The following is a 25,133-nucleotide window of genomic DNA, read 5'->3' on the forward strand; positions in this document are numbered from 1 at the left end:
GCGTTGGACAGGTATCACTGATTGTTTCTACCTTGTACGTGACGGCGACCACATTCACCGTCGGCGTCGACCACAGATCACACAGGAGTGATAGCCATGCCGCTCACCACCGCTTCCCGCACCCGCCGCGCCCGCCGCGCCGGTGTGGCCGTCACCGCCGCCGCCGGCCTGCTGCTCACCGCGTGCAGCGGTGTGCAGAGTTCGACCGGCGGTGGATCCGGGGACTCCTGGCCGTCGGGCACCGTCGAGATGTACGTCGGCGCCTCGGCCGGCGGCTCGAGCGACCTGATCAGCCGCGCCATCTCCAAGGGCCTGTCCGACGATCTCGGCGCCTCCTTCCCCGTCATCAACCGGGAGGGCGCCAACGGCGCGCTGGCGGCCGCCGAGGTCGCCAAGGCCACGCCGGACGGCTCGAAGATCGCCATCCAGAACGCCTCGCTGTTCACCATCACCCCGCTCGCGGTGGCGCCCGACGAGGTCACCAAGATCGACGACTTCGACGTCGTGCAGGGCGTCTCGCGCGACGACTACGTCCTGGTCACCAACCCGCAGAGCGGCCTGCGCAACCTCGACGACGTCAAGCGGGCCACCAAGACCATCCGCTACGGCACCACCGGCGTCGGCACCGGCGCCCAGCTGTCGGCCGCGCTGCTGTTCAAGACCTCCAACGTCAACGCCCAGGCCGTCCCCTTCGACGGCGGCGCCCCGGCGCTGGCCGCGGTGCTCGGCAACCAGGTCGACGTGGCGAGCATCCAGGTCGGCGAGGCGATCGAGAACATCCAGTCCGGCAAGCTGACCCCGCTGGCGGTGTTCGGGCCCGACCGCATCGAGTACCTGCCCGAGGTGCCGACCGCCAAGGAGCAGGGTCTCGACGTCGAGGTGACGCAGTACCGGTTCATGACGGTGCCCAAGGAGACGCCGCAGGACGTCCGCGACAAGCTCGTCGAAGGCATGAAGGCCACCTTCGAGACCGAGGCCTACAAGGACTTCAACAAGCAGAACAGCCTGACTCCGATGGAGCTCTCGGGTGACGAGGTGCTCGCCCAGCTCAAGGAGGATCAGCAGCGCTACGCCGACCTGGTCGAGCAGTACGACATCAACCTCCGCAACGAGGGCTAGCCCGTGAACTCCACCGCCAAGGGACCGGCCGAGGACGGCGGCGCCGTCGAGGCGCCGCACCCCGATCACCCGCACACCCGCGACATCCTCGCCGAGATCGAGGCCGAGGTCGCCCACGAGCTGGAGGAGGACCGCCCGCCGCAGGGCGGTCCGCTCTACCAGACCGTCGGCGCGCTGGTCGGGCTCGCGATCGGGGTCGGCGGTGCGGTGCTGGCCTGGGGGTACGGACTCGGATCGCCGGCCGAGCCGGGCCCAGGCCTGTGGCCGTTCCTCGTCAGCGTCGTGATCGCGGTGCTGTCGGCGATCCTGCTCGTGGTGGGGCGCGGCCTCGGCGACAGCGAGGCGTTCACCCGCAGCAGCTGGCTGCCGGTGGCGGGCATCGTCACCTTCGTCGCGTTCGGTCTGCTGTTGCCGCTCACCGGCTTCGAGATCCCCGCGCTGGTGCTTTCGGTCATCTGGCTGAGATTCCTCGGCGGGGAGACCTGGCGCAACACCGTGGTGATCAGTGTGGTGACGGTGACCGTCTTCTACTTCCTGTTCCTCTACGGGCTGCGAATTCCGTTGCCGCACCTGATCAACTTCTGAGAATCGACCGAATCCATGGACTTCACCGCGTTTCTCGACGGGTTCGCCCTCGTCGTCGAGCCGAAGAACCTGCTGTACTGCCTGGCGGGCGTGCTGATCGGGATGATCATCGGCGTGCTGCCGGGCCTTGGCCCCGCGGCGACGATCGCCATCCTGCTGCCGATCACCTACACCATCGACCCGGTGTCGGCGATCATCATGCTGGCCGGCATCTACTACGGCGCCCAGTACGGCGGCACCATCACCTCGGTGCTGCTCCGGCTGCCCGGTGAGGCGTCCTCGGTGGTCACCGTGTTCGACGGGTTCGCGCTGGCGAAACAGGGCAAGGCAGGCACCGCGCTGGGCATCGCGGCCATCGGATCCTTTGTCGGCGCGACCATCTCGATCGTCGGCCTGACCCTGCTGGCGCCGGTGGTCGCCAGCGTCGCGCTGGATTTCGGGCCGCCCGAGTACGCGGCGCTCGCCCTGCTCGGCGTCCTGCTCGTCGCGACGATCGGCAGCGGCAACAAGCTCAAGGCGCTGATCGCGGGCACCATCGGCCTGCTGCTGGCCACCGTCGGCCGCGACAGCTTCAGCGGTGCAAGCCGTTTCACGTTCGACAGCCTGCAGCTCGCCGACGGCATCGACTTCGTCGTGGTCGCCATGGGCCTGTTCGGTGTCGGCGAAATCCTCTACAACCTCGAGCAACGTCACCGCAAGGTGCAGCCACCGACCAAGGTCGGCAACGTCTGGCCGTCGAAAGCGGAGCTCAAGCAGTCCTCGGGTGCCATCGGCCGCGGCTCGATCATCGGCTTCGTGCTGGGCGTGCTGCCCGGCGGTGGTGCAGTGCTGTCCTCGATCGTGGCCTATGCCACGGAGAAGCGCCGCTCCAAGACCCCCGAGCGGTTCGGTCGCGGCGCGATCGAAGGCGTCGCCGCCCCCGAGACCGCGAACAACGCGGCGGCGACGTCGTCGTTCATCCCGCTGCTGACCATCGGTCTGCCGGCCAACGCGACGATGGCGATGCTGTTCGGCGCCTTGCTGATCCTCGGCGTCTCGCCCGGCCCGCAGCTCGTCACCGAGCACCCCGACGTGTTCTGGGGCGTCATCAACTCGATGTACATCGGGAACATCCTGCTGCTGATCCTGTCGATCCCGCTGGTCGGGCTGTTCGTGCGGATCCTGCGGGTGCGCCCGGCGATCCTGGCGCCGATCACCGCACTCATCACCATCCTCGGCGTCTACACGATCAACAACTCGGTCTTCGACATCTACCTGATGGTGGCCTTCGGCGTGATCGGCTACCTGATGAAGAAGGCCGGCTTCGATCCCGGACCGATGGTGCTGGCGTTCGTGCTCGGATCCATCATCGAATCCAGCACGCGCCGTTCGCTGCTCATCTTCGGCGGCGACGCGACGGGCTTCTTCACCCGGCCCATCTCCGGGGTGATCCTGGCCATCTTCATCCTGCTGATCGCGCTGCCCGTGATCCGGCACCTGTTGTCGGCGCGGAAGGCCAAGGTCGAATCCGCGGATCCTGCAGACAAAGTGGGCGTATAGACCTCACGAGTGTGAAACGTGGGCGGAAACTCGACCGGAATCCCGCCCACGTTTCACACTCGCGGAGTCACCGCCCGGCGGCCAGCCGCCTTCGGGTGTTGCCCAGGTGCAGCCGCATCGCGGCGCGGGCGGTGTCGGGTTCACCGGCCAGCACCGCGGCCGCGATGTCGTCGTGTTCGCGCTGCACCCGCGCGGCATGGCCGGCGTCGGTGATCGAGTACTCGGCGCCGAGCCGGGTGCGCGGCAGCATGATCATCATCGGGCCCAGCGAGTCGAGCAGTTCCAGGCAGAAGCGGTTCGCGCTGACCGCCGCGACGGCACGGTGGAAGCGGAAGTCGGCCTCGACGGCGTCCTCCGGCGCGGCAGCGACGAACGCCGCCAGCGCCGACCGGATGGTCTCGCGGCCTGCGTCGTCGATGCGGGCGGCGGCCAGTGCGGCCGTCTCGGATTCCACACCGAGCCGGAAGTCCACCATGTCGAGCACGTCGCGGTGGGTGCGCAGTGCGGCGGACTCGACGGTGAACGACGTGGGCTCGGGCACGGCGAGCACGAACGACCCACGGCCCTGGAACGTTTCGACGAGACCTTCGGCACGCAGGCGGGTGACGGCCTCGCGGACCACCGTGCGCGACACCCCGAACTCCTCGATCAGCTCGGCTTCGGAGGGCAGCTTGTGGCCGGGCAGGAGGGCGCCGGTGAAGATCTTGTCCTTCAGCCCGGCGACCACCCCCGCCGCCAATGTCGTCGTCACGGATAGATCATCGCGTACCGAACGACGCGGACTCCTTGGTCAGCGCCCGCATCCGATCGCTCAGGGTGAAGCCGAGGCCGGGCCGCTCCGGCAGCCACATCCGGCCGTCGCGGATCTCGATGCGCTCGTCGAACAGCGGGTTGAGCCATTCGAAGTGCTCGACCCACGGCTCGGTGGGGTACGCCGCGGCCAGGTGCAGGTGGATCTCCATCGCGTAGTGCGGCGCCAGTGCCAGCCCGGCCTGCGAGGCCAGCGTCGCGAAGCGCAGGAACGGCGTGATGCCGCCGATCCGCGGGGCGTCGGGCTGCACGATGCCGCGGTACCCGGCGTCGAGCAGCGCCAGGTGCTCGGGCACCGAGGTGAGCATCTCGCCGGTGGCGATCGGGGTGTCGAACGTGTGGCTGAGGTCGGCGTGACCGACGGCGTCCCAGGCGTCCAGCGGCTCCTCGATCCAGATCAGGTCGAAGCGCTCGAGTTCACGGCACATCCGGCGGGCGCGGGCCCGGTCCCACTGCTGGTTGGCGTCCACCATCAGCGGGGAGTCACCGAGGTGTTCGCGCATGGCGGCCACCCGGTCCAGGTCGGTCTGCCAGTCCGGTTGACCGACCTTGATCTTGATGCCGCCGATGCCCGATTCGAGCGACGCGGTGGCCTTCTCCTTGATCTCCTCGACCGAGGCCTGCAGGAAGCCGCCGGAGGTGTTGTACACCCGGCAGGAATCGCGGTGCGCACCGAGCAGCTTGGCCAGCGGCAACCCGGCCCGGCGCGCCTTGAGGTCCCACAGCGCGACGTCGAGCGCCGCGATCGCCTGGGTGGCGACGCCCGAGCGGCCCACCGAGGCGCCCGCCCACAGCAGCGACTGGTAGATGCGTTCGATGTCGGACGGGTCCTGGCCGAGCACGGTGTCGGCGATCTCGGCCAGGTGGGCGTACTGCGCCCGGCCGCCCGCCCGCTTCGAGTAGCTGAACCCCATTCCCTCGTGGCCGTCCTCGGTGATCACCTCGACGAACAGCAGCACGGTCTCGGTGAGCGGCTTCTGCCGCCCGGTGAGCACCTTCGCGTCACTGACCGGGTTGTCCAGCGGCAGGACTACGTGCGAGAGCGTGAGGTGGCGGATGCGGTCGGACATCGGGACTCCTGGAGGGCGCGGACGTATGATGAGTTGCTAACTCATCATACATGTTGTGTGGGCCGGGTAACAGGTCCGCGCCGCGGTGTTTGGCCCCCCGCGGGCAGTGGGAAGGCTTCCGGGCGATGACTTCAGACATCGACACCCACGACATCCGGAATCTCGCGGCGTTCGGCGACTCCTGGCACGGCTTCTGGCAGAACAGCCTGGGCCACTGGCTGGCCACCAAGGGCCTGCACATCCTGCTGGTCCTGGTGTTCGTGGTGATCGCCACCCGGGTCATCCGCTACGTCGCCAAGCGGATCAGCAACCGGCTGAGCCGGATCGACGACAGCGACGCCGTGGTGCGCTCGGAGAGCGTCAAGCACCGGCAGGCGCTGGCGTCGGTGATCTCGTCGGTGGCGATCGCCGTGCTGTACGTCATGGTCGCTGTCGACATCGCGAACCAGCTGGGCCTTCCGGTCGGATCGCTGGTGGCGCCGGCCGCGGTGCTCGGCGCCGCGCTCGGTTTCGGCGCCCAGCGCATCGTCCAGGACCTGCTCTCCGGCTTCTTCGTCATCACCGAGAAGCAGTACGGCTTCGGTGATCTGGTGGAGCTCACCGTGAACGGCGGCGGGACGGCGCAGGGCACGGTCGAGGACGTCACCCTGCGGGTGACGAAGCTGCGCACGGCCGATGGCGAGATGTACACCGTGCCCAACGGTCAGATCGTGAAAGCGCTGAACCTGTCGAAGGATTGGGCCCGCGCGGTCGTCGACGTCCCGGTGCCGGCGTCGGCGGACCTCAACCACGTCAACGAGGTGTTGCGCAACGTCTCGGCCGCCGCCGTGAAGGACGCCACCCTTTCGGACCTGCTGCTCGACGAGCCCTCGCTGATGGGCGTCGAGAGCATGGAACTCGACACCGTCAACCTGCAGATGGTGGCGCGCACGCTGCCCGGCAAGCAGTTCGAGGTGAGCCGCAGGCTGCGCTCACTGATCGTGGACGCGCTCCGCCGCGAGGGCATCGCCACGAAGGCGCCGGTCGGCGCGGGCGCTAGCCGAAACTGATCACCTGACGCACCGCTTCGCCCTCGGCGAGACGGTCCATGCCGGCGTTGATCTCGTCGAGGGTGATGGTTGACGACACCAGTGACTCCACCGGCAGCCGCCCCGAACGCCACAGGTCGACGAACACCGGGATGTCGCGGGCGGGCACCGCCGAACCCAGATAGCTGCCGATGAGCGACCTGCCTTCGGCGACGAACCCCAACGGCGACAACGTGATCCGCGCGTCGGGCCGCGGCAGGCCGACGGTCACGGTGCGGCCGCCCGGCGCGGTCAGCGCGACCGCGGTCTCCAGCGCCGCGGGGTGGCCGACCGCCTCGACCACCACCGTCGCCTTGAGGTTCTGCTCGGCGGCCTGTTCGGGGGTGTAGGCCTCGTGGATGCCCATCGCGCGGGCCCGGTCCAGCTTGTCGTCGAGCTGGTCGATGCCGACCACGCGCACGTCGTCGTGGGCCAGCGCGGTGATCACCGCGGCCATGCCCACTCCGCCGAGGCCGACCACCGCGACGGTCTGGCCGGGCTGCGGCCGCCCGACGTTGAGCACGGCGCCGCCGCCGGTGAGCACGGCGCAGCCCAGCAGCGACGCGACCACCGGCGGGACGTCGGCATCGACGGGGACCACCGAATGCCGGTCGACGACGGCGTGGGTGGCGAAGCCGGAGACGCCCAGATGGTGGTGCACCGGCCGGCCGTCGCGGCTCAGCCGGATGTCGCCGTGCATCAGCGTGCCCGCGGCGTTGGCGGCGCTGCCCGGCTCGCACGGGGTGAGGCCGTCGGTCGCACAGGCGGGGCAGTGCCCGCACCGAGGCAGGAACGTCATCACCACCCGCTGGCCGACGGCGAGGTCCGACCCGCCGGGACCGACCTGCTCCACCACACCGGCCGCCTCGTGACCGAGCAGCATCGGCACCGGTCGCACCCGGTTCCCGTCGACCACCGACAGGTCGGAGTGGCAGAGCCCGGCGGCCTCGATGCCGATGAGCAGCTCGTCGGGGCCCGGCGGCGCGAGGTCGAGGTCGCTGACGGTCAGTGGGGTCGACTCGGTGTAGGGCCTCGGACGCCCGATCTCCTCGAGCACCGCGCCGCGGATGCGCACTGTCATGTCCACCAGACTGCCCGACTGGGAGACTGCTACCCATGCCGACCGACCTCACCAGTCGCGACTTCCCGGTGCACTGGCCGGTGCTGACCCGCTGGACCGACAACGACATGTTCGGCCACCTCAACAACGCGGTGTACTACGCGCTGTTCGACACCGCGATCAACGCGTGGATCACCACCACGATCGGGGTCGACCCGCTCGAGGCGCCGTGGCTGGGCGTGGTCGCCGAGTCGGGCTGCCAGTACTTCGCGGAGCTCAAGTTCCCCGACCCGCTGACCGTCGGCCTGGCCGTCACGAGGATCGGCACCAGCAGCGTCACCTACCGGCTCTCGCTGTTCCCCGCGGCGGGCGGCGACGTGCCGGTCGCGGCCGTCGGGCACTGGGTGCACGTCTACGTCGACCGCGATTCACGCCGCCCGATCCCGATCCCCGATCCGATCCGGGATCTGCTCGAAACTGCTCGCGTGCCGTCCGACTGACGCTCGCTATGCTCGCCCGATGCCGCTGGTGAGCAAGACCGTCGAGGTGTCGGCCCCCGCCGAGGCGATCCTGGGGATCGTCCGCGACTTCGAGAAGTACCCCGAGTGGAATCCCGAGATCAAGGGCTGCTGGATCCTGGCCCGCTACGACGACGGGCGACCGAGCCAGCTCCGCCTCGACGTCGAGGTGCAGGGCCAGGCGGGCACGTTCATCACCGCCGTCTACTACCCCGGCGAGAACGAGATCTTCACGATGCTGCAGCAGGGCGATCACTTCGACAAGCAGGAGCAGAAGTTCTCCGTGGTGCCGATGGGCCCCACGTCGCTGCTCACCGTCGACCTCGACGTGGAGACCAAGCTGGCCATCCCGAAGCCGATGGTGAAGAAGGCGATCGGCGACACCATCGACTACCTCGCCGACAACCTCAAGGCGCGCGCCGAGCAGCTCTCGGCCTGACTCAGCTCCACAGCCCGATCTCCTCCAGCCGCGCCATCAGCCGCCGGGCGCCGTCGGTGAACTGCGCGTCGGTCAGGCGCACGACGGTCTCGGCGTCGCGCCGGCGCAGCGCCGCGGTCACCGCCCGGTGGTTGGCCACCGCCCGCTCGCCCCACTGCGGGTCGTTGGCGTAGAACAGCGGCGGCAGGTTGCGGGCCGCATGAAGCAGGAACCACGCCAGCTTGATCCGTCCCGTCGACCGGTTGAGCGTCCGGTGGAAGTCGAAGACCGCCTGCGCCACCAGCTCGGGCTCGCGCTCGTCGACGGCCACGGCCAGCGCGTCGATGAGCCGGTCCAGTTCGTCGATCTGCGCGTCGGTGATGCGCGCGGTCGCACTCGCCGCGAGTTCCTTGGCGATGGTGGACTGCAGCCAGAAGATGTCCTCGACGTCGGCACGGCTGAGCGGGACGACGACGTGGCCGCGGTGCGGTTCCAGCTGCACCATGCCCTCGCCCCGCAACGTCCGCAGCGCCTCGCGCACCGGGGTGATGCTGACGCCCAGCGAAGCGGCCGTCTCGTCGAGCCGGATGAACGTGCCCGGACGCAGCGAACCGGACATGATCGCGTACCGCAGGTGAGCGGCCACCTCGTCGGAGAGCTGTTCGCGGCGGACCCGTCGCGTCGGCGCGACCCGGGGTGTCGCAGGTGCGTTCACGGTGGTCTCCATGGCCGGGAGTGTCCGTCTGGCGTGGGGTTGTCCCCGAGCCACCGAGGCCATAGTGTGACCGGGGCTACACCATGTTTGATCAAATATCAGCCGTGCGCAACCCACGATCCCCGGAGCATCGCCGTTGAGCCAGCTCGACCCTCCCGCCCTCACCGAGCAGCCCTATCTGGCCCGCCGGCAGAACTGGGTCAACCAGCTCTCCCGGCATGCGGCCATGCAGCCGGAGAGGACCGCGCTGCGGTTCCTCGGGCACACGACCACGTGGCGTGAGCTCGACCGGCGGGTGACCGCACTCGCGGGCGCCCTGAGCCGCCGCGGCATCGGGTTCGGCGACCGGGTGCTGGTGCTGATGCTCAACCGCACCGAATTCATGGAGTCGGTGCTCGCGGCCAACAAGCTCGGCGCGATCGCCGTGCCGGTCAACTTCCGGATGACCCCGCCCGAGATCGCCTTCCTGGTGAGCGACTGCCAGGCCCGCGTGGTCGTCACCGAGTCGGTGCTCGCCCCTGTCGCCACCGCGGTGCGCGACCTCGACCCGACACTGACGACGGTGATCGTGGCGGGCGGCAGCACCGACGCCGACACCGTGCTCGGCTACGACGACCTGCTCGACGAGGCCGGCGACCCGCCCGCGCCGGTCGACATCCCCAACGACTCACCCGCGCTGATCATGTACACCTCGGGCACCACGGGCAGGCCCAAGGGCGCGGTGCTGACCCACAACAACATCACCGGCCAGGCGATGACCAACCTCTTCACGGTCAGCCCGGACATCAACAACGACGTCGGCTTCATCGGTGTCCCGCTGTTCCACATCGCCGGGGTGGGCAACATGATCAGCGGCCTGCTGCTCGGCCTGCCGACCGTCGTCTACCCGCTGGGCGCCTTCGATCCGGGTGCGCTGCTCGACGTGCTCGCCGCCGAGCAGGTCACCTCGATCTTCCTGGTGCCCGCGCAGTGGCAGGCGGTGTGCGCCGAGCAGTGCGCCAGGCCACGGACGCTGAAGCTTCGGGTGCTGTCCTGGGGTGCCGCCCCGGCGTCGGATACTCTCCTGCGCGACATGTCAGAGATGTTCCCGGGCACCCAGATCTACGCGGCTTTCGGTCAGACCGAGATGTCGCCGGTGACCTGCATGCTGCTGGCGCAGGACGCGCTGCGCAAGCTCGGTTCGGTCGGCAAGGTGATCCCCACCGTCGCCGCCCGCGTCGTCGACGAGAACATGAACGACGTCCCGACCGGACAGGTCGGTGAGATCGTCTACCGCGCACCGACCCTGATGGCCGGCTACTGGAACAACCCGAAGGCCACCGCGGAGGCGTTCGAAGGCGGCTGGTTCCACTCCGGCGATCTCGTGCGCCAAGACGGCGAGGGCTACATCTGGGTGGTCGACCGCAAGAAGGACATGATCATCTCCGGCGGCGAGAACATCTACTGCGCCGAGGTGGAGAACGCGCTCGCCGCCCACCCCGCCATCGCCGAGGTGGCGGTGATCGGGCGGGCACACGAGAAGTGGGGCGAGGTGCCGGTGGCCATCGTGGCGGTGGGAGCGGCGGCGACCGAGCAGGGCCTCACCCTCGCGGATCTCGACGGTTTCCTCACCGAACGGCTGGCGCGCTACAAGCACCCGAAGGCGCTCGAGGTCGTCGACGCACTCCCTCGCAACCCCGCCGGCAAAGTGCTCAAGACGGAACTGCGCGCCCGATTCGCCGGCCAGCTATCTACTGACGCGAACGAAAGTTCGTCTGCGACAACAGTTTCTGCCGCCTCCGGAGAGAGCTAGCCAAAGGTGATGCGTTTGCTAACAGTTGAAGGCTCAATCCGGCCGATGCGGTCCACGGCCAGGATTTCATCGGGTACAGTCCTGTGGTCTTGCTTACTACCCGTGAGTAGGGAGATCGACGTCACACGTGCGGGGACGGGACAAGGAGGGGGCGTGCGACAGGAATTGCCGTTGCGCCATGACGAATCGGGTTCCGTCGTGGGAGTGCACTGGTGACGGCCGGTTCCGGCAGTCTGACGGGTTACGTACGTGACCAGGCCAGGCCGGTTCTGGAAGCGGTCGGCGGCTTCGTCCGCATGTGCGTGCTCACCGCCCGAGCAACTTTCAAGACGCCGTTCCAGGGACGCGAGTTCGTCCTGCAGGGCTGGTTCCTGATGCGGGTGGCGTTCCTGCCCACCATCGCGGTCGCCATCCCGCTCACCGTCCTCATCATCTTCACGCTGAACATCCTGTTGGCCGAGTTCGGCGCCGCCGACATCTCCGGCGCTGGTGCGGCACTGGGCGCGGTCACGCAGCTCGGGCCACTGGTGACCGTGCTGGTGGTCGCGGGCGCGGGCTCGACGGCCATCTGCGCCGACATCGGCGCCCGCACCATCCGCGAGGAGATCGACGCCCTCGAGGTCCTCGGCATCGACCCGATCCACCGGCTCGTCGTGCCCCGCGTCCTCGCCTCGACTTTCGTGGCGTTCCTGCTCAACGGCGCCGTCATCACCATCGGCCTGGTGGGCGGCTTCATCTTCGGCGTGTACATCCAGAACATCTCGGCGGGCGCCTACGTGTCGACGCTGACGCTGGTCACCGGATTGCCCGAGGTGCTCATCTCGATCGTCAAGGCGCTCACGTTCGGCCTGATCGCCGGTCTGGTCGGCTGCTACCGCGGCCTCACGGTGTCCGGCGGCGCCAAGGGCGTCGGCACGGCGGTCAACGAGACGCTGGTGCTCTGCGTGATCGCCCTCTTCGCCGTCAACGTCGTGATGACCACCATCGGCGTGCGTTTTGGAACGGGGCGCTGACATGGCAACCAAGACTCAGGGACACTCCGAGACCGGAACCGTTCTGCGGCAGCGCTTCCCACGGGGCGTCGCGCGGGCCGAGAAGATCGCCAGCGCACCGTCACGCGGACTCGACAGCATCGGGCACGTCGCGTGGTTCGTCGTCACCGCGATCGGCTCCATCGGTCACGCTATGCGCTTCTACCGCAAGGAGATGCTGCGGCTCATCGCCGAAATCGGCATGGGCACCGGCGCGATGGCCGTCATCGGCGGAACGGTGGCGATCGTCGGCTTCGTGACCCTGTCCGGCGGCTCGCTGATCGCCATCCAGGGTTTCGCGTCGCTGGGCAACATCGGCGTCGAGGCGTTCACCGGGTTCTTCGCCGCGTTGGTCAACGTCCGCATCGCCGCACCCGTGGTGTCCGGTCAGGCACTGGCCGCAACCGTGGGCGCGGGCGCCACCGCCGAGCTCGGGGCCATGCGCATCGCCGAGGAGATCGACGCCCTCGAGGTGATGGGCATCAAGTCCATCTCCTACCTGGTGTCCACCCGCATCATGGCCGGCTTCGTGGTGATCATCCCGCTGTACGCGATGGCGATCATCATGAGCTTCCTGTCCGCGCAGATCACCACGACGTTGTTCTACGGCCAGTCGACCGGCACCTACGAGCACTACTTCCGCACCTTCCTGCGGCCGGACGACGTGATGTGGTCGTTCGTGCAGGCGATCATCATCTCGGTGATCGTCATGCTGAATCACTGCTACTACGGCTACTTCGCCAGCGGCGGCCCGGTGGGCGTCGGTGAGGCGGTCGGCCGATCCATGCGCGCCTCCCTGATCGCGATCGTGTTGGTGGTCCTGTTTGCTTCGTTGGCGCTCTACGGCACCGACCCGAACTTCAACCTGACGGTGTAGCCATGACCGCTCCCATCAACAAGCCCAAGACACCGCCGTACAAGCTGGCCGGCCTGGTGCTGGTGCTCATTCTCGCGGTGGTGACCACGCTGGTCTGGTTCCAGTTCCGCGGTGACTTCGCGCCGCGCGAGCAGCTCACGATGATGTCCTCGCGGGCCGGCCTCAACCTCGACCCCGGTAACAAGGTGACCTACAACGGCGTCGAGATCGGCCGGGTCGCCGAGGTCGAGGCCGAGAGCGTCGGCGAGGAACCCCGCGCCAAGATCCTGCTCGAGGTCGAGCCCAAGTACATCGACCTGATCCCGCAGAACGTCAACGCCGACATCTCCGCGACCACCGTGTTCGGCAACAAGTACGTGTCGTTCTCGACGCCGGAGAACCCGTCGAAGCAGCGGATCAGCAGCTCCGACGTGATCGACGTGACGAAGGTGACCACCGAGTTCAACACGCTGTTCGAGACCGTGGTCGACGTCGCCCAGCAGGTCGACCCGATCAAGCTGAACCAGACGCTGACCGCGGCGGCCGAGGCGCTCCAAGGGCTCGGCGACCGCTTCGGTGAGTCGGTGATCAACGGCAACGAGATCCTGGCCGAGATCAACCCGCAGATGCCCGAGATCCGGCGCGACGTCCGAGGGTTGGCCGACCTGGGTGAGGTGTACGCCGACGCGTCGCCCGACCTGTTCGACGGGCTGGAGAACGCGGTGACCACCGCGCGCACGCTCAATCAGGAGCGCGGCAACCTCGATGCGGCGCTGATGGCCGCCGTCGGGTTCGGCAACACCGGCGGCGAGGTCTTCGAGCGCGGCGGCCCGTACCTGGTGCGCGGCGCGGAGGACCTGGTCCCGACGAGCGAGATCCTCGACGAGTACAGCCCGGCGCTGTTCTGCACCATCCGCAACTTCCACGACGTCGAGCCGAAGATCGCCGCCTCGCTCGGCGGCAACGGCTACTCGCTGCAGACCCATTCCGAGGTGCTCGGCGCCGGCAACCCCTACGTGTACCCGGACAACCTGCCGCGGGTGAACGCCAGGGGCGGCCCCGAGGGCAGGCCGGGCTGCTGGCAGCCGGTCACCCGCGACCTGTGGCCCGCGCCGTACCTGGTGATGGACACCGGTGCCTCCATCGCTCCCTACAACCACATTGAGCTCGGCCAGCCCATCGCCATCGAGTACGTCTGGGGACGCCAGATCGGGGAGAACACGATCAACCCATGAAAATCACCGGTACCGCCATCAAGCTGGGCGCCTTCTCCCTGGTGCTGCTGCTGTTCACCGCGATCATCATCGTGGTGTTCGGGCAGATGCGATTCGACCGCACCTCGGGATACACGGCGATCTTCTCCAACGCCAGCGGCCTGCGCCCCGGCCAGTTCGTCCGGGCCTCCGGCGTCGAGGTCGGCAAGGTCAAAGACGTCAAGATCATCGACGAGGGCAGCCGTGTCGAGGTGAGCTTCGCCATCGACCGCTCGCTGCCGCTGTTCGAGGGTTCCACCGCCTCGGTCCGCTACCTCAACCTGATCGGCGACCGGTACCTGGAGCTCAAGCGCGGCGACAGCGACCGGCGGATGCCGTCGGGCGGCACCATCCCGATCGAGCACACCGAACCGGCACTGGATCTCGACGCGCTGGTCGGCGGTTTCCGGCCGCTGTTCCGGGCGCTGGACCCTGACAAGGTCAACAACATCGCCCAGTCGATCATCACGATCTTCCAGGGCCAGGGCGGCACCATCAACGACATCCTCGACCAAACCGCCTCGCTGACGTCGGCGCTGGCCGACCGCGACCAGGCGATCGGCGAGGTGATCCGGAACCTGAACACGGTCCTCGACACCACCGTCAAGCACCAGAAGCAGTTCGACGAGACGCTGGTGAACTTCGAGAAGCTCATCACCGGCCTGAAGAACCGCGCCGATCCGATCGCGACGTCGGTCGGCGACATCAGCGATGCCGCGGGCACCGTCGCCGACCTGCTGGCCGACAACCGGCCCCTGCTGCAGGACACGATCGGTTACCTCGAGGCCACCCAGCAGCCGCTGATCGACCAGAAGGAGCAGCTCAATGACATCCTGGTCCGGCTGCCGAACGCGTTGAAGATCATCGGCCGCGCGGGCGGCGTCTACGGCGACTTCTTCAACTTCTATGCGTGCGACGTGACCCTCAAGCTCAACGGCCTGCAGCCCGGTGGACCGGTGCGCACGGTCAAGGTCTGGTCGCAGCCATCGGGTAGGTGCACCCCGCAATGAGGACACTCGAAGGAAGCAACCGGGTCCGCAACGGCCTGATGGGCATCGTCATCCTGGCGCTGGTCATCGGGGTCGGGCAGAGCTTCGCCAGTGTGCCGATGCTGTTCGCGCAGCCGGTGTACTACGCACAGTTCACCGACACCGCGGGCCTGACCCCCGGTGACAAGGTCCGCATCGCGGGCGTGGACGTCGGCGAGGTCAAGAGGACCGAGATCGACGGCGACAAGATCCGCATCGGCTACACCCTCGGCGGGGTGGAGATCGGCAGCGACAGCCGCGCCGCGATCCGCACCGACACGATCCTGGGCCGCAAGAACCTGGAGATCATTCCGCGCGGCTCGAAGGCCCTGCAGGTCAACGGCGTCCTCCCGCTCGGCCAGACCACCACGCCGTACCAGGTCTACGACGCCTTCTTCGACGTCACCAAGGCCGCGTCCGGCTGGGACACCGACACGGTGAAGCGGTCGCTGAACGTGCTGTCGGAGACGATTGACCAGACCTATCCGCACCTGAGTGCCGCACTCGACGGGGTGGCCCGGTTCTCCGACACGCTCGGCAAGCGCGACGATCAGCTCAAGGAGCTGCTGGCCAACGCCAACAAGATCGCCGGCGTGCTCGGCTCGCGCAGCGAGCAGGTGAACCAGCTGCTGGTGAACGCGCAGACACTGCTCGGCGCGATCAACGAGCGGCAGTACGCCGTCAGCATGCTGCTGGAGCGGGTGTCTGCGTTCTCCGAGCAGGTCAAGGGCTTCATCGACGACAACCCGAACCTGAACAACGTGCTCGAGCAACTCCGCACCATCAGCGACATCCTGGTCGAGCGCAAGTTCGACCTGGTCGACGTGCTGACCACGCTGAGCAAGTTCACTGCATCGCTGGCCGAGGGCATCGCGTCCGGCCCGTACTTCAAGGTGATGCTGGTCAACCTGGCCCCGTACTGGATCCTGCAGCCGTGGGTGGACGCCGCGTTCCAGAAGCGCGGCATCGATCCGCAGAAGTTCTGGCGCGACGCCGGCCTACCGGCCTACCAGTTCCCGGACCCGAACGGCGAGCGCCAGCCCAACGGCGCCCCGCCGCCCGCGCCCGCGACGCTGCAGGGCACCCCGGAGTTCCCGGGCCCGGCCGTGCCGAGGGGCAGCCCGTGCTCCTACACGCCGGCTGCCGACGGCCTGCCCACGCCGGGCAACCCGCTGCCGTGTGCCGATCTGACCGTCGGTCCGTTCGGTGACAACCCGTACGGTCCGAACTACGGCCCGCCGAATGTCGCCACCTCGGATCCGAACCCGAACGGGTTGCCGCCAACGCCGGGCATCCCGGCCGCGGCGGTCCCTGGTCAGGTGGCTCCGCCGGTGCCGGGCACCCCGGTGCCGCTGGCGCCCGGCCCGCCCGGGGCGCGACTTTCGCCGCCGGGTCCGTTCCCGGACCCGACGCCGCCGGGTCCGCTGCCGGGGTTCGCACCGATCCCCGCGCCGCTGAACGGTCCGCCGCCACCGCCGGGACCCGGCCAGCAGCTGCCGCCCGTCAACACGGCGCCGCTGCCCGGTAATCCGCCCTTCCTCCCGCCCGGAGCACAAGAATGACGGGGGCCTGACAGATGTCGACGATCTTCAACATCCGCAACATGAAGTTGCCGGCGATGTCCCGTGCCACGGTCATCATCGGAACGCTTCTGGTGATCGTGGCGCTGGTGGCCGCGTTCGTCGGCTGGCAGCTCTACAAGAAGCTGACCACCAACACCGTCACCGCCTACTTCACCGACACCCTGGCGCTGTACCCCGGCGACAAGGTGCAGATCATGGGCGTCCAGGTCGGCAAGATCGACGCGATCGACCCCGACGGCGACAAGATGAGGGTCACCTTCACCTACTCGTCGAAGTACAAGGTCCCCAAGGACGCGTCGGCCTCGATCCTGAACCCGAGCCTGGTCGCGTCGCGCACCATCCAGCTCACCCCGGCCTACACCGGCGGCGATGTGATGGAGGACGGTGCGGTCATCCCGCTCAACCGGACCCAGGTGCCCGTCGAGTGGGACGAGCTGCGTGACTCGCTCGACAAGATCCTGACCGACCTCGGTCCCTCGAAGGAGGACCCGAAGGGCCCGTTCGGCGAGGTCATCGAGTCGTTCGCCGACGGTCTGGCCGGCAAGGGCAAGCAGATCAACACGACGCTCAACAGCCTGTCGGAGGCGCTGACCACCCTCAACGAGGGCCGCGACGACTTCTTCAGCATCGTCAAGAGCCTGGCCCTGTTCGTCAACGCGCTGTACCAGAGCGATCAGCAGTTCGTCGCGCTCAATGACGACCTGGCGCAGTTCACGAACGCGTTCACCAACACCGACCGTGAACTGGCCAACGCACTGCAGGACCTGAACCAGCTGCTGTCCACCACCCGCGGCTTCCTCGACGAGAACGCCGAGGTGCTGACGAAGGACGTGAACAATCTCGCCGACGTCACGAACGCGATCCTGCAGCCGGAGCCGCTCGACGGCCTCGAGACCGGTCTGCACGTGTTCCCGAACCTCGGCGCGAACATCGTCAACATCAGCTCGCCGGTCAACGGCGGCATCGTGGGTCTGCCGGTGATCAACAACATGGCCAACCCCATGCAGTTCATCTGCAGTGCAATCCAGGCGGGCAGCCGGCTGGGTTACCAGGAGTCGGGCGAGCTGTGTGCGCAGTACCTCGCACCGATCCTCGACGCGATCAAGTTCAACTTCCCGCCGTTCGGCCTGAACCAGATCAGCACCGCGCTGACGCTGCCGAAGATGGTCACCTACTCCGAGCCGCGGCTGCAGCCGCCGCCCGGCTACAAGGACACGACGGTGCCCGGCATCTTCTCCCGCGACACGCTGTTCTCGCACGGCAACCACGAGCCGGGCTGGGTCGTGGCGCCCGGGATGCAGGGCGTCGACGTGCAGCCGTTCACCGCGAACATGCTGACGCCGGACTCCCTGGCCGCACTGCTCGGTGGGCCGGACATCGCTCCGCCGACCGCGCCGCCGGCCTTCGGTGTCGGCGCCAACGGCAAGCTGCCGGGGCCGCCGAACGCCTACCAGGAGAACCAGCCGCTGCCGCCGCCGTGGTACCCGCAGCCCGGCCCGCCGCCGGCCCCCGCGCCGGGTGTGATCCCGGGTGATCCGGGTGGTCCGTCGCCGATGTCGGGTCCCGCAGCGGGACCGGCACCCGGCCCCGCCCCGGCCGCACCGGCCGGTCCGCCCCTACCCGCCGAGGCAGGTGGATAAGTGAAAGCGATGAGGATGCGCAGTATGCGATTCCCGGGTCGGTCCGTCTCGGCCCGCCGCGTCGCATTCCGCACGGCTGCGCTGGCCGTCGCGGCTGTGGTGCTCACGTCCTGCGGGTCGTGGAAGGGCATCGCCAATGTGCCGCTGCCCAGCGGTCCGGGCTCCGGCTCGGACAAGATGACGGTGTACGTGCAGATGCCGGACACCCTCGCGCTCAACGTGAACAGCCGCGTGCGGGTGGCCGACGTCTACGTCGGCGCCGTCCGTTCCATCGAGCTGAAGAACTGGGTCGCGGTACTGACGCTGGACCTGCAGCCGAACGTCAAGCTTCCGCGCAACGCGACGGCGAAGATCGGCCAGACCAGCCTGCTGGGTTCGCAGCACGTGGAGCTGGCAGCGCCGGAGGACCCGCAGGGTGAGCTGCGCAGCGGCGACACCATCGAGCTCCGCAACGCCTCGGCGTTCCCCACCACCGAACGGGTGCTGGCCAGCATCGGCAACATCCTCACCGGCGGCGGTATCCCGAATCTCGAGGTGATCCAGACCGAGATCAACAACGTGCTGACCGGTCGCGGCGATCAGATCCGTGAGTTCCTCAACCGGCTCGACGTGTTCACCGACGAACTGAACCAGCAGCGCGAGGACCTGACGAGGGCGATCGACTCGACCAACCGGCTGCTGAGCATCGTCGCGAGCCGCAACGACACGCTGGACCGGGTGCTCACCGAGTTCCCGCCGCTCATCCAGCACTTCGCGGACACCAGGGACCTGTTCGCCGACGCCGTGCAGGCGGTCGGCCGGATCAGCAGCGCGGCCGACACCTACCTCGGTCAGGCAAGCGATCCGCTGAACACCAACCTGAACAACCTGCAGCGGCCGCTCAAGCAGATCGCCAAGTCGTCGCCGTACCTGATCGGGGCGCTGAAGCTGATGCTCACCGCGCCGTTCAGCATCGAGAACGTGCCGAAGGTGGTGCGCGGCGACTACATCAACGTGTCGCTGCTGGTCGACCTGACGCTGTCGGCTGTGGACAACGGCTTCCTCACGGGGACCGGTGTGTCGGGCATGCTGCGCGCACTCGAGCAGTCGTGGGGCCGCGACCCGGCGACGATGATCCCGGATGTGCGGTTCACGCCGAACGCGCACAACGCGCCGAACGGACCACTGGTCGAAAGGGGTGAGTGAGCTGTGCTGACTCGCTTCATCAAGATCCAGCTGGTGCTCTTCGCCATCCTGACGCTGATCGCGTTGGTGGCGTTGGGCTGGTACTACCTGCGCCTTCCGAGCCTGGCCGGTATCGGGCAGTACACGCTGCACGCCGACCTGCCACGTTCGGGCGGGCTGTACTCGACGGCGAACGTCACCTACCGAGGCACCACGATCGGCAAGGTGACCGCCGTCGAGCCCACCGAGGACGGCGCCAAGGCGACGATGAGCATCGACAACCGGTACAAGATCCCGCGCGACACGGTGGCCAACGTGCATTCGGTCTCGGCGATCGGCGAGCAGTACCTCGACCTGGTCCCGGCAGGGGAGTCCAACCAGTTCTTCGCCGACGGCCAGACCATCACCGACAGCACGGTTCCCAGTGAGGTCGGCCCGGCGCTGGACGCCGCGAACAACGGCCTCAAGGTGCTGCCCAAGGAGAAGATCGACTCGCTGCTGACGGAGACGTCGGAGGCGGTCGGTGGACTCGGCCCCGCGCTGCAGCGGTTGGTCGACTCGACGACGAACCTCGCCCAGGGCTTCAAGGACAACCTGGACCCGGTGAACGACATCATCGCCAACTCGGCACCGATCCTGGAGAGTCAGGTGCAGTCGCGCGACAACATCGCCCAGTGGTCGCGCAACCTGAACACCCTTGCCGCGCAGTCGGCCGAGCAGGACGCGGCGCTGCGCAGCGGCCTGCAGCAGGCGGCGCCGACCGCCCAGCAGCTCGAGTCGGTGTTCGGCGGCGTGCGTGAGTCACTGCCGCAGACGCTGGCGAACCTGGCGGTCGTCATCGACATGCTCAAGCGCTACAACAAGGGCCTCGAGCAGGCGTTGGTGGTGCTGCCGCAGGGCGCGTCGGTCGCCCAGGCGGGCACCATCTTCGAGGGTGAGGGCCTGCTGCACTTCGGTCTGTCGATCAACCAGCCACCGCCCTGCCTGACCGGCTTCCTGCCGGCCTCGGAGTGGCGATCGCCTGCCGACACATCGATGGCGCCGCTGCCGTCGGGCACGTACTGCAAGATCCCGAAGGACTTCCAGGCCAACGTCGTCCGCGGCGCACGTAACTATCCGTGCGCCGACGTACCGGGCAAGCGGGCCGCGACGCCTCGGGAGTGCCGCAGCGACGAGCCGTACGTGCCGCTGGGTACCAACCCGTGGTACGGCGACCCGAACCAGATCCTCAACTGCCCGGCGCCTGCCGCTCGATGCGACCAGCCCGTGCACCCGGGCCGCCCCGGCGTCATCCCGGCGCCGTCGATCAACAACGGGATGAACCCGCTGCCCGCCGACCAGCTGCCGTCGCCACCTGCGCCTGTCAGTGATCCGCTGAGCCCGCCCGGGCAGGGGCGCGTCGAGTGCAGTGGACAGCAGCCCAACCCCTGCGTCTACACTCCGGCAGCAGGACCTCCCGGTGCCGCGGTGTACAACCCGTCCAGCGGTGAGGTGGTCGGACCTGACGGCGTCAGGTACAACGTCAGCAACTCGAATAACCCAGGAGACGACGGATGGAAGGAGATGCTGGCACCCGCCAGCTGAACCCCACCGATGCTGACCAAACGCCGGACCAGTCGTTAGCAGTATCAACCGAGACGACAACCGAAGAACCCATCGAAGACACCACCGTGGACGGCCCTGACCAGGCAGCCGTCGATGCGGAGACGGCACCGCCCACTTCCGTGGACGATCGTCGCCCGGCGCGGCTCGGCCGCGGCTGGGCCGGCGGGATCTGTGCGGCGCTGGTGGTCCTCGCGGTCGGCGCGGGCGTCGGCGGATACCTCACGCTTCGGTCGAACGACGAGAGCCAGACGCTGGCGCGCAACGAGGCCACCGCGCTGCAGTCGGCCAAGGAGTGCGTGGCGGCCACCCATGCGCCCGACGCCGCCGCGATGAGTGCAAGTCAGGCGAAGATCCTGGAGTGCTCGACCGGGGACTTCGCCGTGCAGGCGGGCCTCTACGGCGGAATGCTCGTCGACGCCTACCGGGCGGCGAACGTCGCAGTGCAGGTGTCCGACATCCGGGCCGCGGTGGAGAAGCACAACGACGACGGTTCGATCAACGTCCTCGTCGCGGTGCGGACCAAGGTGACCAACTCAGAGGCCTCCGATCAGGAGCAGGGTTACCGGCTGCGTGTGCAGATGGCCCCCGACGACGGCACGTACAAGGTGGCCAGGCTCGACACGGTCGCATCGTGACGGCTGTCCTCGACGCTCCACCGCACGAAGCGACCGCCGTCGGCACTCCCGACGGTCGGCCGGCCTCGTGGCAGGCGCGGGCGGCGGCGATCGCGCTGGACGTGCTGCCGGGCGTCGCGGTGGCGGCGACGATGGCGCTGTGCGCGTTCACCGCGCTCGAGACGGGGTGGCTGTTCTGGGTCTTCACCGTCGCGGGCGCCGCGGCGGTGCTGGCGACGATGGCCAACCGCTGGCTGCTGCCCGCGACGACGGGCTGGTCGGTCGGCCGCGCGGTGGCAGGAATCCGCGTCGTGCGCCGGGACGGGACGGCCGCGGGGGTGTGGCGGCTGCTGGTCCGTGACCTCGCGCACCTGCTCGACACGGCCGCGCTGCTGGTCGGCTGGTTGTGGCCGCTGTGGGACGGCAGGAACCGCACCTTCGCCGACCTGCTGACGGGCACCGAGGTCCGGGTGTCCGATCGCCCCGAACGCGACGTCCGCCGCACCGCGGGCAAGGTGCTGCTGGCCGCCGTGGTGGTCTGCGCACTCGCCGTCGGTCTGAGCTACCTCGTGGTGTACCGCCAGGAGCGGGCCGTCGACCAGGCGCACCAGCAGATCGCCGAGCAGGGCCCGCGGATCGTCGAGCAGATGCTGAGCTACAGCCTGGACACCATGGCCGACGACTTCGCGAGGGCGCAGGGCCTGGCCACCGACTCGTACCGTGCACAGTTGACCGAGCAGCAGGATGCGGCGAAGAAGTCCGGTGCCAGCACCAACGAGTACTGGGCCGTGAGCAGCGCGGTGCTGCCGGGCGTGACCAAGGACCGGGCGGCGATGCTGCTCGCGATGCAGGGCCAGCGGGGCACCGACCCGAAGGACCTGAAGTTCATCACCGCCACCCTGCGGGTCGACTTCGAGAAGTCCGGCGACCAGTGGCGGGTGTCCAACCTCGCGGTGCTAAAACGGCCACTCATCAACGGAGCGACCCAGTGAGCCCCCGGCGCAAGGTGGAGTCGGGCGAGCCCGACTACTTCTTCCGCATCGAACCGAAGCCGCCGATCCGGTGGGGGCTGCCGATCGTGGCGGCGATCGCCACGCTCCTCGTCGCGGCAGCGATCACGGCGAGCACGCTGATGCTGGTCAGCCATGAGCGGAGCCACCGCGCGCAGACCGATGACGCCGCGGCGCTGGGCTACGTGCGCAACTTCATGACGTCGTACACGACGCTCGATCCGTTCAACGCCAACGCCTACGCGGACCGCATCCTGGCCCAGGGCACCGGCGAGTTCGCCAAGACGTTCCGCGAGAAGCTCAACGAGATCGTCATCCAGGTCGCCCGCGGCGAACCCACGACGGGCACGGTGCTCGAGGCCGGCGTGCAACGCTGGAACACCGACGGCAGCGCCGACGTCCTCGTGGCCACCAAGATCAGCACCAAGTCGCCGGACGGCAAGTCCACGATCGAGAGTGGCAGCCGGTGGGTGGCGACCGCATCCCAGGAAGGACAAGAGTGGAAGATCAGCAACCTGATCCAGGTGATCTGACCACGGATCCCGACCGGGACGACGACGTCGACACCGGCACTCAGACCGTGGCGGACACCGGGCCGGCAGCGCGACGACGTTGGTGGCCGTTCGGCCGTGGCACCAAGACGGACCCGTCCACCGACGGAACCGCCGTCGCGACAACGGAATCCGAAGAGGCCGCCGCGCCGCGCACCCCGGTCGGGAAGTCGCGGCGCACGCGGGTGGCCGCCGAGCCCGACGCGCCGCCGGCTGAACCGGCCGTCGCGACCGGCGAACCGGCCGCCACGGACCCGGTCGATCCCGTCGAGCCGGACGAGGAGGCCGCCGAGGAGGCCGCCGGTGTGTCCGACGACGATGCTGACGAGGAGCGCGACGAGGACGCTGACGAGGACGCTGACGACGACGCTGGCGCGGCAGCGGCCGGCGATGCGGACGAGGCACACCAGGAACCCGAGCCCGAACCGATCCTGGTGCCGCACCGGCCGGCCGGGCGTCGGCTGATCGCGGCGGCCGCCGCTGCCGGCGTACTGTTCGTCGGCGCCACGGCGTTCGCGGCATCGCAGCTGCAGCCCTATCTGGCCGACCGTGCGTCGGTGGACATCAAGGTCGACATCGCCCGCACCGCGACCGAGGCGGTCACCACGCTGTGGACCTACACACCGGACGACATGGAGACGTTGCCGGACCGGTCGTCGCGTTACCTCACAGGTGAATTCGCGTCGGAGTACCGCCGCTACATCGACGCCATCGTGGCCACCAACAAGCAGGCGCAGGTCACCAACACCACCGAGGTGATGGGCGCGGCGGTGGAGACACTGACCCCGACGGAGGCGACCGCGCTCGTGTACACCAACTCGGTGTCGACGAGTCCGGTGAGCAAGAACATCCCGTCGCTGCGGTACCTGTCCTACCGGCTCACCCTGGAGCGGCAGGATGCGCACTGGATGATCACCCGGATGAACGCCGTCACCAAGCTGGATCTGACACCTCAGATCTAGCCCGACAGAGGTTGGGCGCCATGGCCGTCGCGTCACCTGTCTCGCAGCGGGCGACGGTCGCCGCGCTCCTGCTGTTGACGTTCGCCACCGGACTGGTCGACGCGGTCAGCGTCCTCGTGCTCGGCCATGTGTTCGTCGCCAACATGACCGGCAACGTCATCTTCCTGGGCTTCTGGTTCGTCCCCGATTCCGGGGTGGACCTGACCGCGGCGATCGTGGCGTTCGTGAGCTTCGTGGCGGGCACCGTCGTCGGTGGCCGGCTGGCGCGTCACCTCGACAGTGCGGTGCGTCGCTGGCTGTCGGTGGCGCTCGGCGTGGAAGTCGTTGCCCTGCTCATTCTCTCGGTGCTCGCCGGGACTGGGGTCCTCGAGTATCACGACGGCGGGAAACTCGTCCTGATCGCCGGCCTCGCGGTGGTGTTCGGCAGCCAGAACGCCACCGCCCGGCTGTTCGGCATCCAGGAACTCAGCACCACGGTGCTGACGTCGACGATCGTCGGGCTCGGCTTCGACAGCAGACTGGCCGGTGGCACCGGTGAGCGGGAAAAGCTGCGGTACACGGTGGTTTTGACGATGTGCGGGGGAGCGGTGGTGGGGGCGACGCTGACCCTGGTGACGGTGGCGCCGGTGATCGCCCTTGCGGCACTGGTCGTGGCGGGCGCGGCGGCGATCTTCCGGTTCGGGCCCGATGCGGCCGGTTAGGGTCATCGCGGGACATGCATCGAGGGGAGCCGTCAGTGTCGAATGATCCGTCCGCTGGTATCTGGTTGGCGCGGTGCTGGTCCTCCTCGGCCTGGTCGGAGCGGCGGTGGCCGTGGCGGCGATCGTCGACGTGATCGGCAAGGCGCCAGGCGAGGCGGACACCTTCAACAGCGGCGACGCGGTCGTCGTGCAGATGGACGCGGGCACCACCAGGGTGGTGTTCGTCGACAGCGGCGGGGCGGGGGCGCACGACGTCAACTGCGACGTCGCCAACCGGCCGGGTGACTCCGTACCGATGGAGCGCTTCGACGGCTCGCTGACCCTAGACGACTGGGAGGCGCTTTTCACGGTGACCGCGCCGAATGCCGGCGAGTACCGGCCGGTGGTGACGGCCGTCCTGCGTCACCGCCGTGCGCCCGCCGCGGGCCACTAGGGTCGGGCG

25 protein-coding genes are annotated in these 25,133 nt (G+C 68.6%); 21 read left to right on the forward strand and 4 right to left on the reverse strand.

Annotated features, from left to right (window positions below; all coding sequences use genetic code 11):
- Positions 1–96: 96 nt before the first annotated feature.
- The 3 genes from O6P37_RS27270 to O6P37_RS27280 are packed head-to-tail and all read left to right on the forward strand — an operon-like array spanning position 97 to position 3,243.
- Entirely contained in the window at positions 97–1,119 is a 1,023-nt protein-coding gene (locus O6P37_RS27270) for a tripartite tricarboxylate transporter substrate binding protein (RefSeq protein WP_264014622.1), read from the forward strand.
- A gap of 3 nt (positions 1,120–1,122) precedes the next feature.
- Positions 1,123–1,704: a tripartite tricarboxylate transporter TctB family protein gene (locus tag O6P37_RS27275; protein ID WP_269897008.1), complete on the forward strand. Its 582-nt coding sequence runs from the start codon at positions 1,123–1,125 to the stop codon at positions 1,702–1,704.
- Between the two features lie 15 nt (positions 1,705–1,719).
- A complete protein-coding gene (locus O6P37_RS27280) occupies positions 1,720–3,243 on the forward strand; it encodes a tripartite tricarboxylate transporter permease (protein ID WP_269897009.1) in 1,524 nt (507 codons plus the stop codon).
- Positions 3,244–3,310: 67 nt separating this feature from the next.
- Here the strand turns inward: O6P37_RS27280 and O6P37_RS27285 are convergent, their stop codons facing one another.
- Together O6P37_RS27285 and O6P37_RS27290 are read right to left on the reverse strand one after the other, a co-directional pair.
- Positions 3,311–3,994 (reverse strand): FadR/GntR family transcriptional regulator, encoded by a 684-nt coding sequence (locus O6P37_RS27285; protein ID WP_264014619.1) that lies wholly within the window; start codon positions 3,992–3,994, stop codon positions 3,311–3,313.
- Between the two features lie 7 nt (positions 3,995–4,001).
- Positions 4,002–5,123, reverse strand: coding sequence for an L-talarate/galactarate dehydratase (locus O6P37_RS27290; protein ID WP_269897010.1), 1,122 nt, complete (start codon positions 5,121–5,123; stop codon positions 4,002–4,004).
- Between the two features lie 125 nt (positions 5,124–5,248).
- Here O6P37_RS27290 and O6P37_RS27295 point away from each other — a divergent pair, with 125 nt between their 5' ends.
- A complete protein-coding gene (locus O6P37_RS27295; protein ID WP_269897011.1) occupies positions 5,249–6,172 on the forward strand; it encodes a mechanosensitive ion channel family protein in 924 nt (307 codons plus the stop codon).
- On the opposite strand, the gene O6P37_RS27300 is transcribed toward O6P37_RS27295, so the two are convergent.
- Entirely contained in the window at positions 6,159–7,271 is a 1,113-nt protein-coding gene (locus O6P37_RS27300) for an alcohol dehydrogenase catalytic domain-containing protein (protein ID WP_269897012.1), read from the reverse strand. The genes O6P37_RS27295 and O6P37_RS27300 overlap by 14 nt on opposite strands.
- Positions 7,272–7,306: 35 nt before the next feature.
- On the opposite strand from O6P37_RS27300, the gene O6P37_RS27305 reads away from it, so the two are divergent.
- Both O6P37_RS27305 and O6P37_RS27310 read left to right on the forward strand, forming a co-directional pair.
- Positions 7,307–7,750 carry an acyl-CoA thioesterase gene (locus O6P37_RS27305; protein WP_269897013.1) on the forward strand — a complete coding sequence of 148 codons (444 nt, stop codon included), beginning with the start codon at positions 7,307–7,309 and terminating at the stop codon, positions 7,748–7,750.
- A gap of 19 nt (positions 7,751–7,769) precedes the next feature.
- Complete coding sequence (locus tag O6P37_RS27310; protein WP_264014614.1) at positions 7,770–8,207, forward strand: SRPBCC family protein; 438 nt, start codon at positions 7,770–7,772, stop codon at positions 8,205–8,207.
- A gap of 1 nt (position 8,208) precedes the next feature.
- Here the strand turns inward: O6P37_RS27310 and O6P37_RS27315 are convergent, their stop codons facing one another.
- The gene (locus O6P37_RS27315; RefSeq protein WP_269897014.1) at positions 8,209–8,913 is read right to left on the reverse strand and encodes a GntR family transcriptional regulator; all 705 of its coding nucleotides are present in this window, start codon (positions 8,911–8,913) and stop codon (positions 8,209–8,211) included.
- Between the two features lie 106 nt (positions 8,914–9,019).
- Between O6P37_RS27315 and fadD5 the strand changes: the two genes are divergently transcribed.
- The 15 genes from fadD5 to O6P37_RS27390 all read left to right on the forward strand — a co-directional run bounded on the left by fadD5 (position 9,020) and on the right by O6P37_RS27390 (position 25,124).
- Positions 9,020–10,693 (forward strand): fatty-acid--CoA ligase FadD5, encoded by a 1,674-nt coding sequence (gene fadD5 / locus O6P37_RS27320; protein ID WP_269897061.1) that lies wholly within the window; start codon positions 9,020–9,022, stop codon positions 10,691–10,693.
- A gap of 296 nt (positions 10,694–10,989) precedes the next feature.
- Complete coding sequence (locus O6P37_RS27325) at positions 10,990–11,706, forward strand: MlaE family ABC transporter permease (RefSeq protein WP_408633265.1); 717 nt, start codon at positions 10,990–10,992, stop codon at positions 11,704–11,706.
- A gap of 1 nt (position 11,707) precedes the next feature.
- On the forward strand, positions 11,708–12,601 hold the full coding sequence (locus tag O6P37_RS27330) for an MlaE family ABC transporter permease (protein WP_264014609.1): 894 nt from the start codon (positions 11,708–11,710) through the stop codon (positions 12,599–12,601).
- A 2-nt stretch (positions 12,602–12,603) separates the two neighbouring features.
- Positions 12,604–13,815: an MCE family protein gene (locus O6P37_RS27335; protein ID WP_269897016.1), complete on the forward strand. Its 1,212-nt coding sequence runs from the start codon at positions 12,604–12,606 to the stop codon at positions 13,813–13,815.
- Positions 13,812–14,843, forward strand: coding sequence for a virulence factor Mce family protein (locus tag O6P37_RS27340; protein ID WP_269897017.1), 1,032 nt, complete (start codon positions 13,812–13,814; stop codon positions 14,841–14,843). Before O6P37_RS27335 ends, O6P37_RS27340 begins: the two co-directional genes overlap by 4 nt.
- Positions 14,840–16,423, forward strand: coding sequence for a virulence factor Mce family protein (locus tag O6P37_RS27345; RefSeq protein WP_269897018.1), 1,584 nt, complete (start codon positions 14,840–14,842; stop codon positions 16,421–16,423). The genes O6P37_RS27340 and O6P37_RS27345 overlap by 4 nt, the downstream gene beginning before the upstream one ends.
- A 14-nt stretch (positions 16,424–16,437) precedes the next feature.
- Positions 16,438–18,084, forward strand: coding sequence for a virulence factor Mce family protein (locus tag O6P37_RS27350; protein WP_269897019.1), 1,647 nt, complete (start codon positions 16,438–16,440; stop codon positions 18,082–18,084).
- A gap of 24 nt (positions 18,085–18,108) precedes the next feature.
- Entirely contained in the window at positions 18,109–19,269 is a 1,161-nt protein-coding gene (locus tag O6P37_RS27355) for a virulence factor Mce family protein (RefSeq protein ID WP_408633263.1), read from the forward strand.
- 3 nt (positions 19,270–19,272) lie between these two features.
- Complete coding sequence (locus O6P37_RS27360) at positions 19,273–20,832, forward strand: virulence factor Mce family protein (RefSeq protein ID WP_269897020.1); 1,560 nt, start codon at positions 19,273–19,275, stop codon at positions 20,830–20,832.
- Positions 20,802–21,488, forward strand: coding sequence for a hypothetical protein (locus tag O6P37_RS27365; protein WP_269897021.1), 687 nt, complete (start codon positions 20,802–20,804; stop codon positions 21,486–21,488). The genes O6P37_RS27360 and O6P37_RS27365 overlap by 31 nt, the downstream gene beginning before the upstream one ends.
- The gene (locus O6P37_RS27370; RefSeq protein WP_269897022.1) at positions 21,485–22,459 is read left to right on the forward strand and encodes an RDD family protein; all 975 of its coding nucleotides are present in this window, start codon (positions 21,485–21,487) and stop codon (positions 22,457–22,459) included. The genes O6P37_RS27365 and O6P37_RS27370 overlap by 4 nt, the downstream gene beginning before the upstream one ends.
- The gene (locus tag O6P37_RS27375) at positions 22,456–23,010 is read left to right on the forward strand and encodes a mammalian cell entry protein (RefSeq protein WP_269897023.1); all 555 of its coding nucleotides are present in this window, start codon (positions 22,456–22,458) and stop codon (positions 23,008–23,010) included. Before O6P37_RS27370 ends, O6P37_RS27375 begins: the two co-directional genes overlap by 4 nt.
- Positions 22,977–23,990 carry a mammalian cell entry protein gene (locus O6P37_RS27380; protein ID WP_269897024.1) on the forward strand — a complete coding sequence of 338 codons (1,014 nt, stop codon included), beginning with the start codon at positions 22,977–22,979 and terminating at the stop codon, positions 23,988–23,990. Before O6P37_RS27375 ends, O6P37_RS27380 begins: the two co-directional genes overlap by 34 nt.
- Before the next feature lie 20 nt (positions 23,991–24,010).
- On the forward strand, positions 24,011–24,691 hold the full coding sequence (locus O6P37_RS27385; RefSeq protein WP_269897025.1) for a YoaK family protein: 681 nt from the start codon (positions 24,011–24,013) through the stop codon (positions 24,689–24,691).
- 73 nt (positions 24,692–24,764) lie between these two features.
- Entirely contained in the window at positions 24,765–25,124 is a 360-nt protein-coding gene (locus O6P37_RS27390; RefSeq protein ID WP_269897026.1) for a hypothetical protein, read from the forward strand.
- The last annotated feature ends 9 nt before the right edge of the window (positions 25,125–25,133 follow it).

Source organism: Mycobacterium hippophais (genome assembly GCF_027529605.1).
In the GTDB taxonomy this organism is placed as follows: Bacteria; Actinomycetota; Actinomycetes; order Mycobacteriales; family Mycobacteriaceae; genus Mycobacterium; species Mycobacterium arseniciresistens.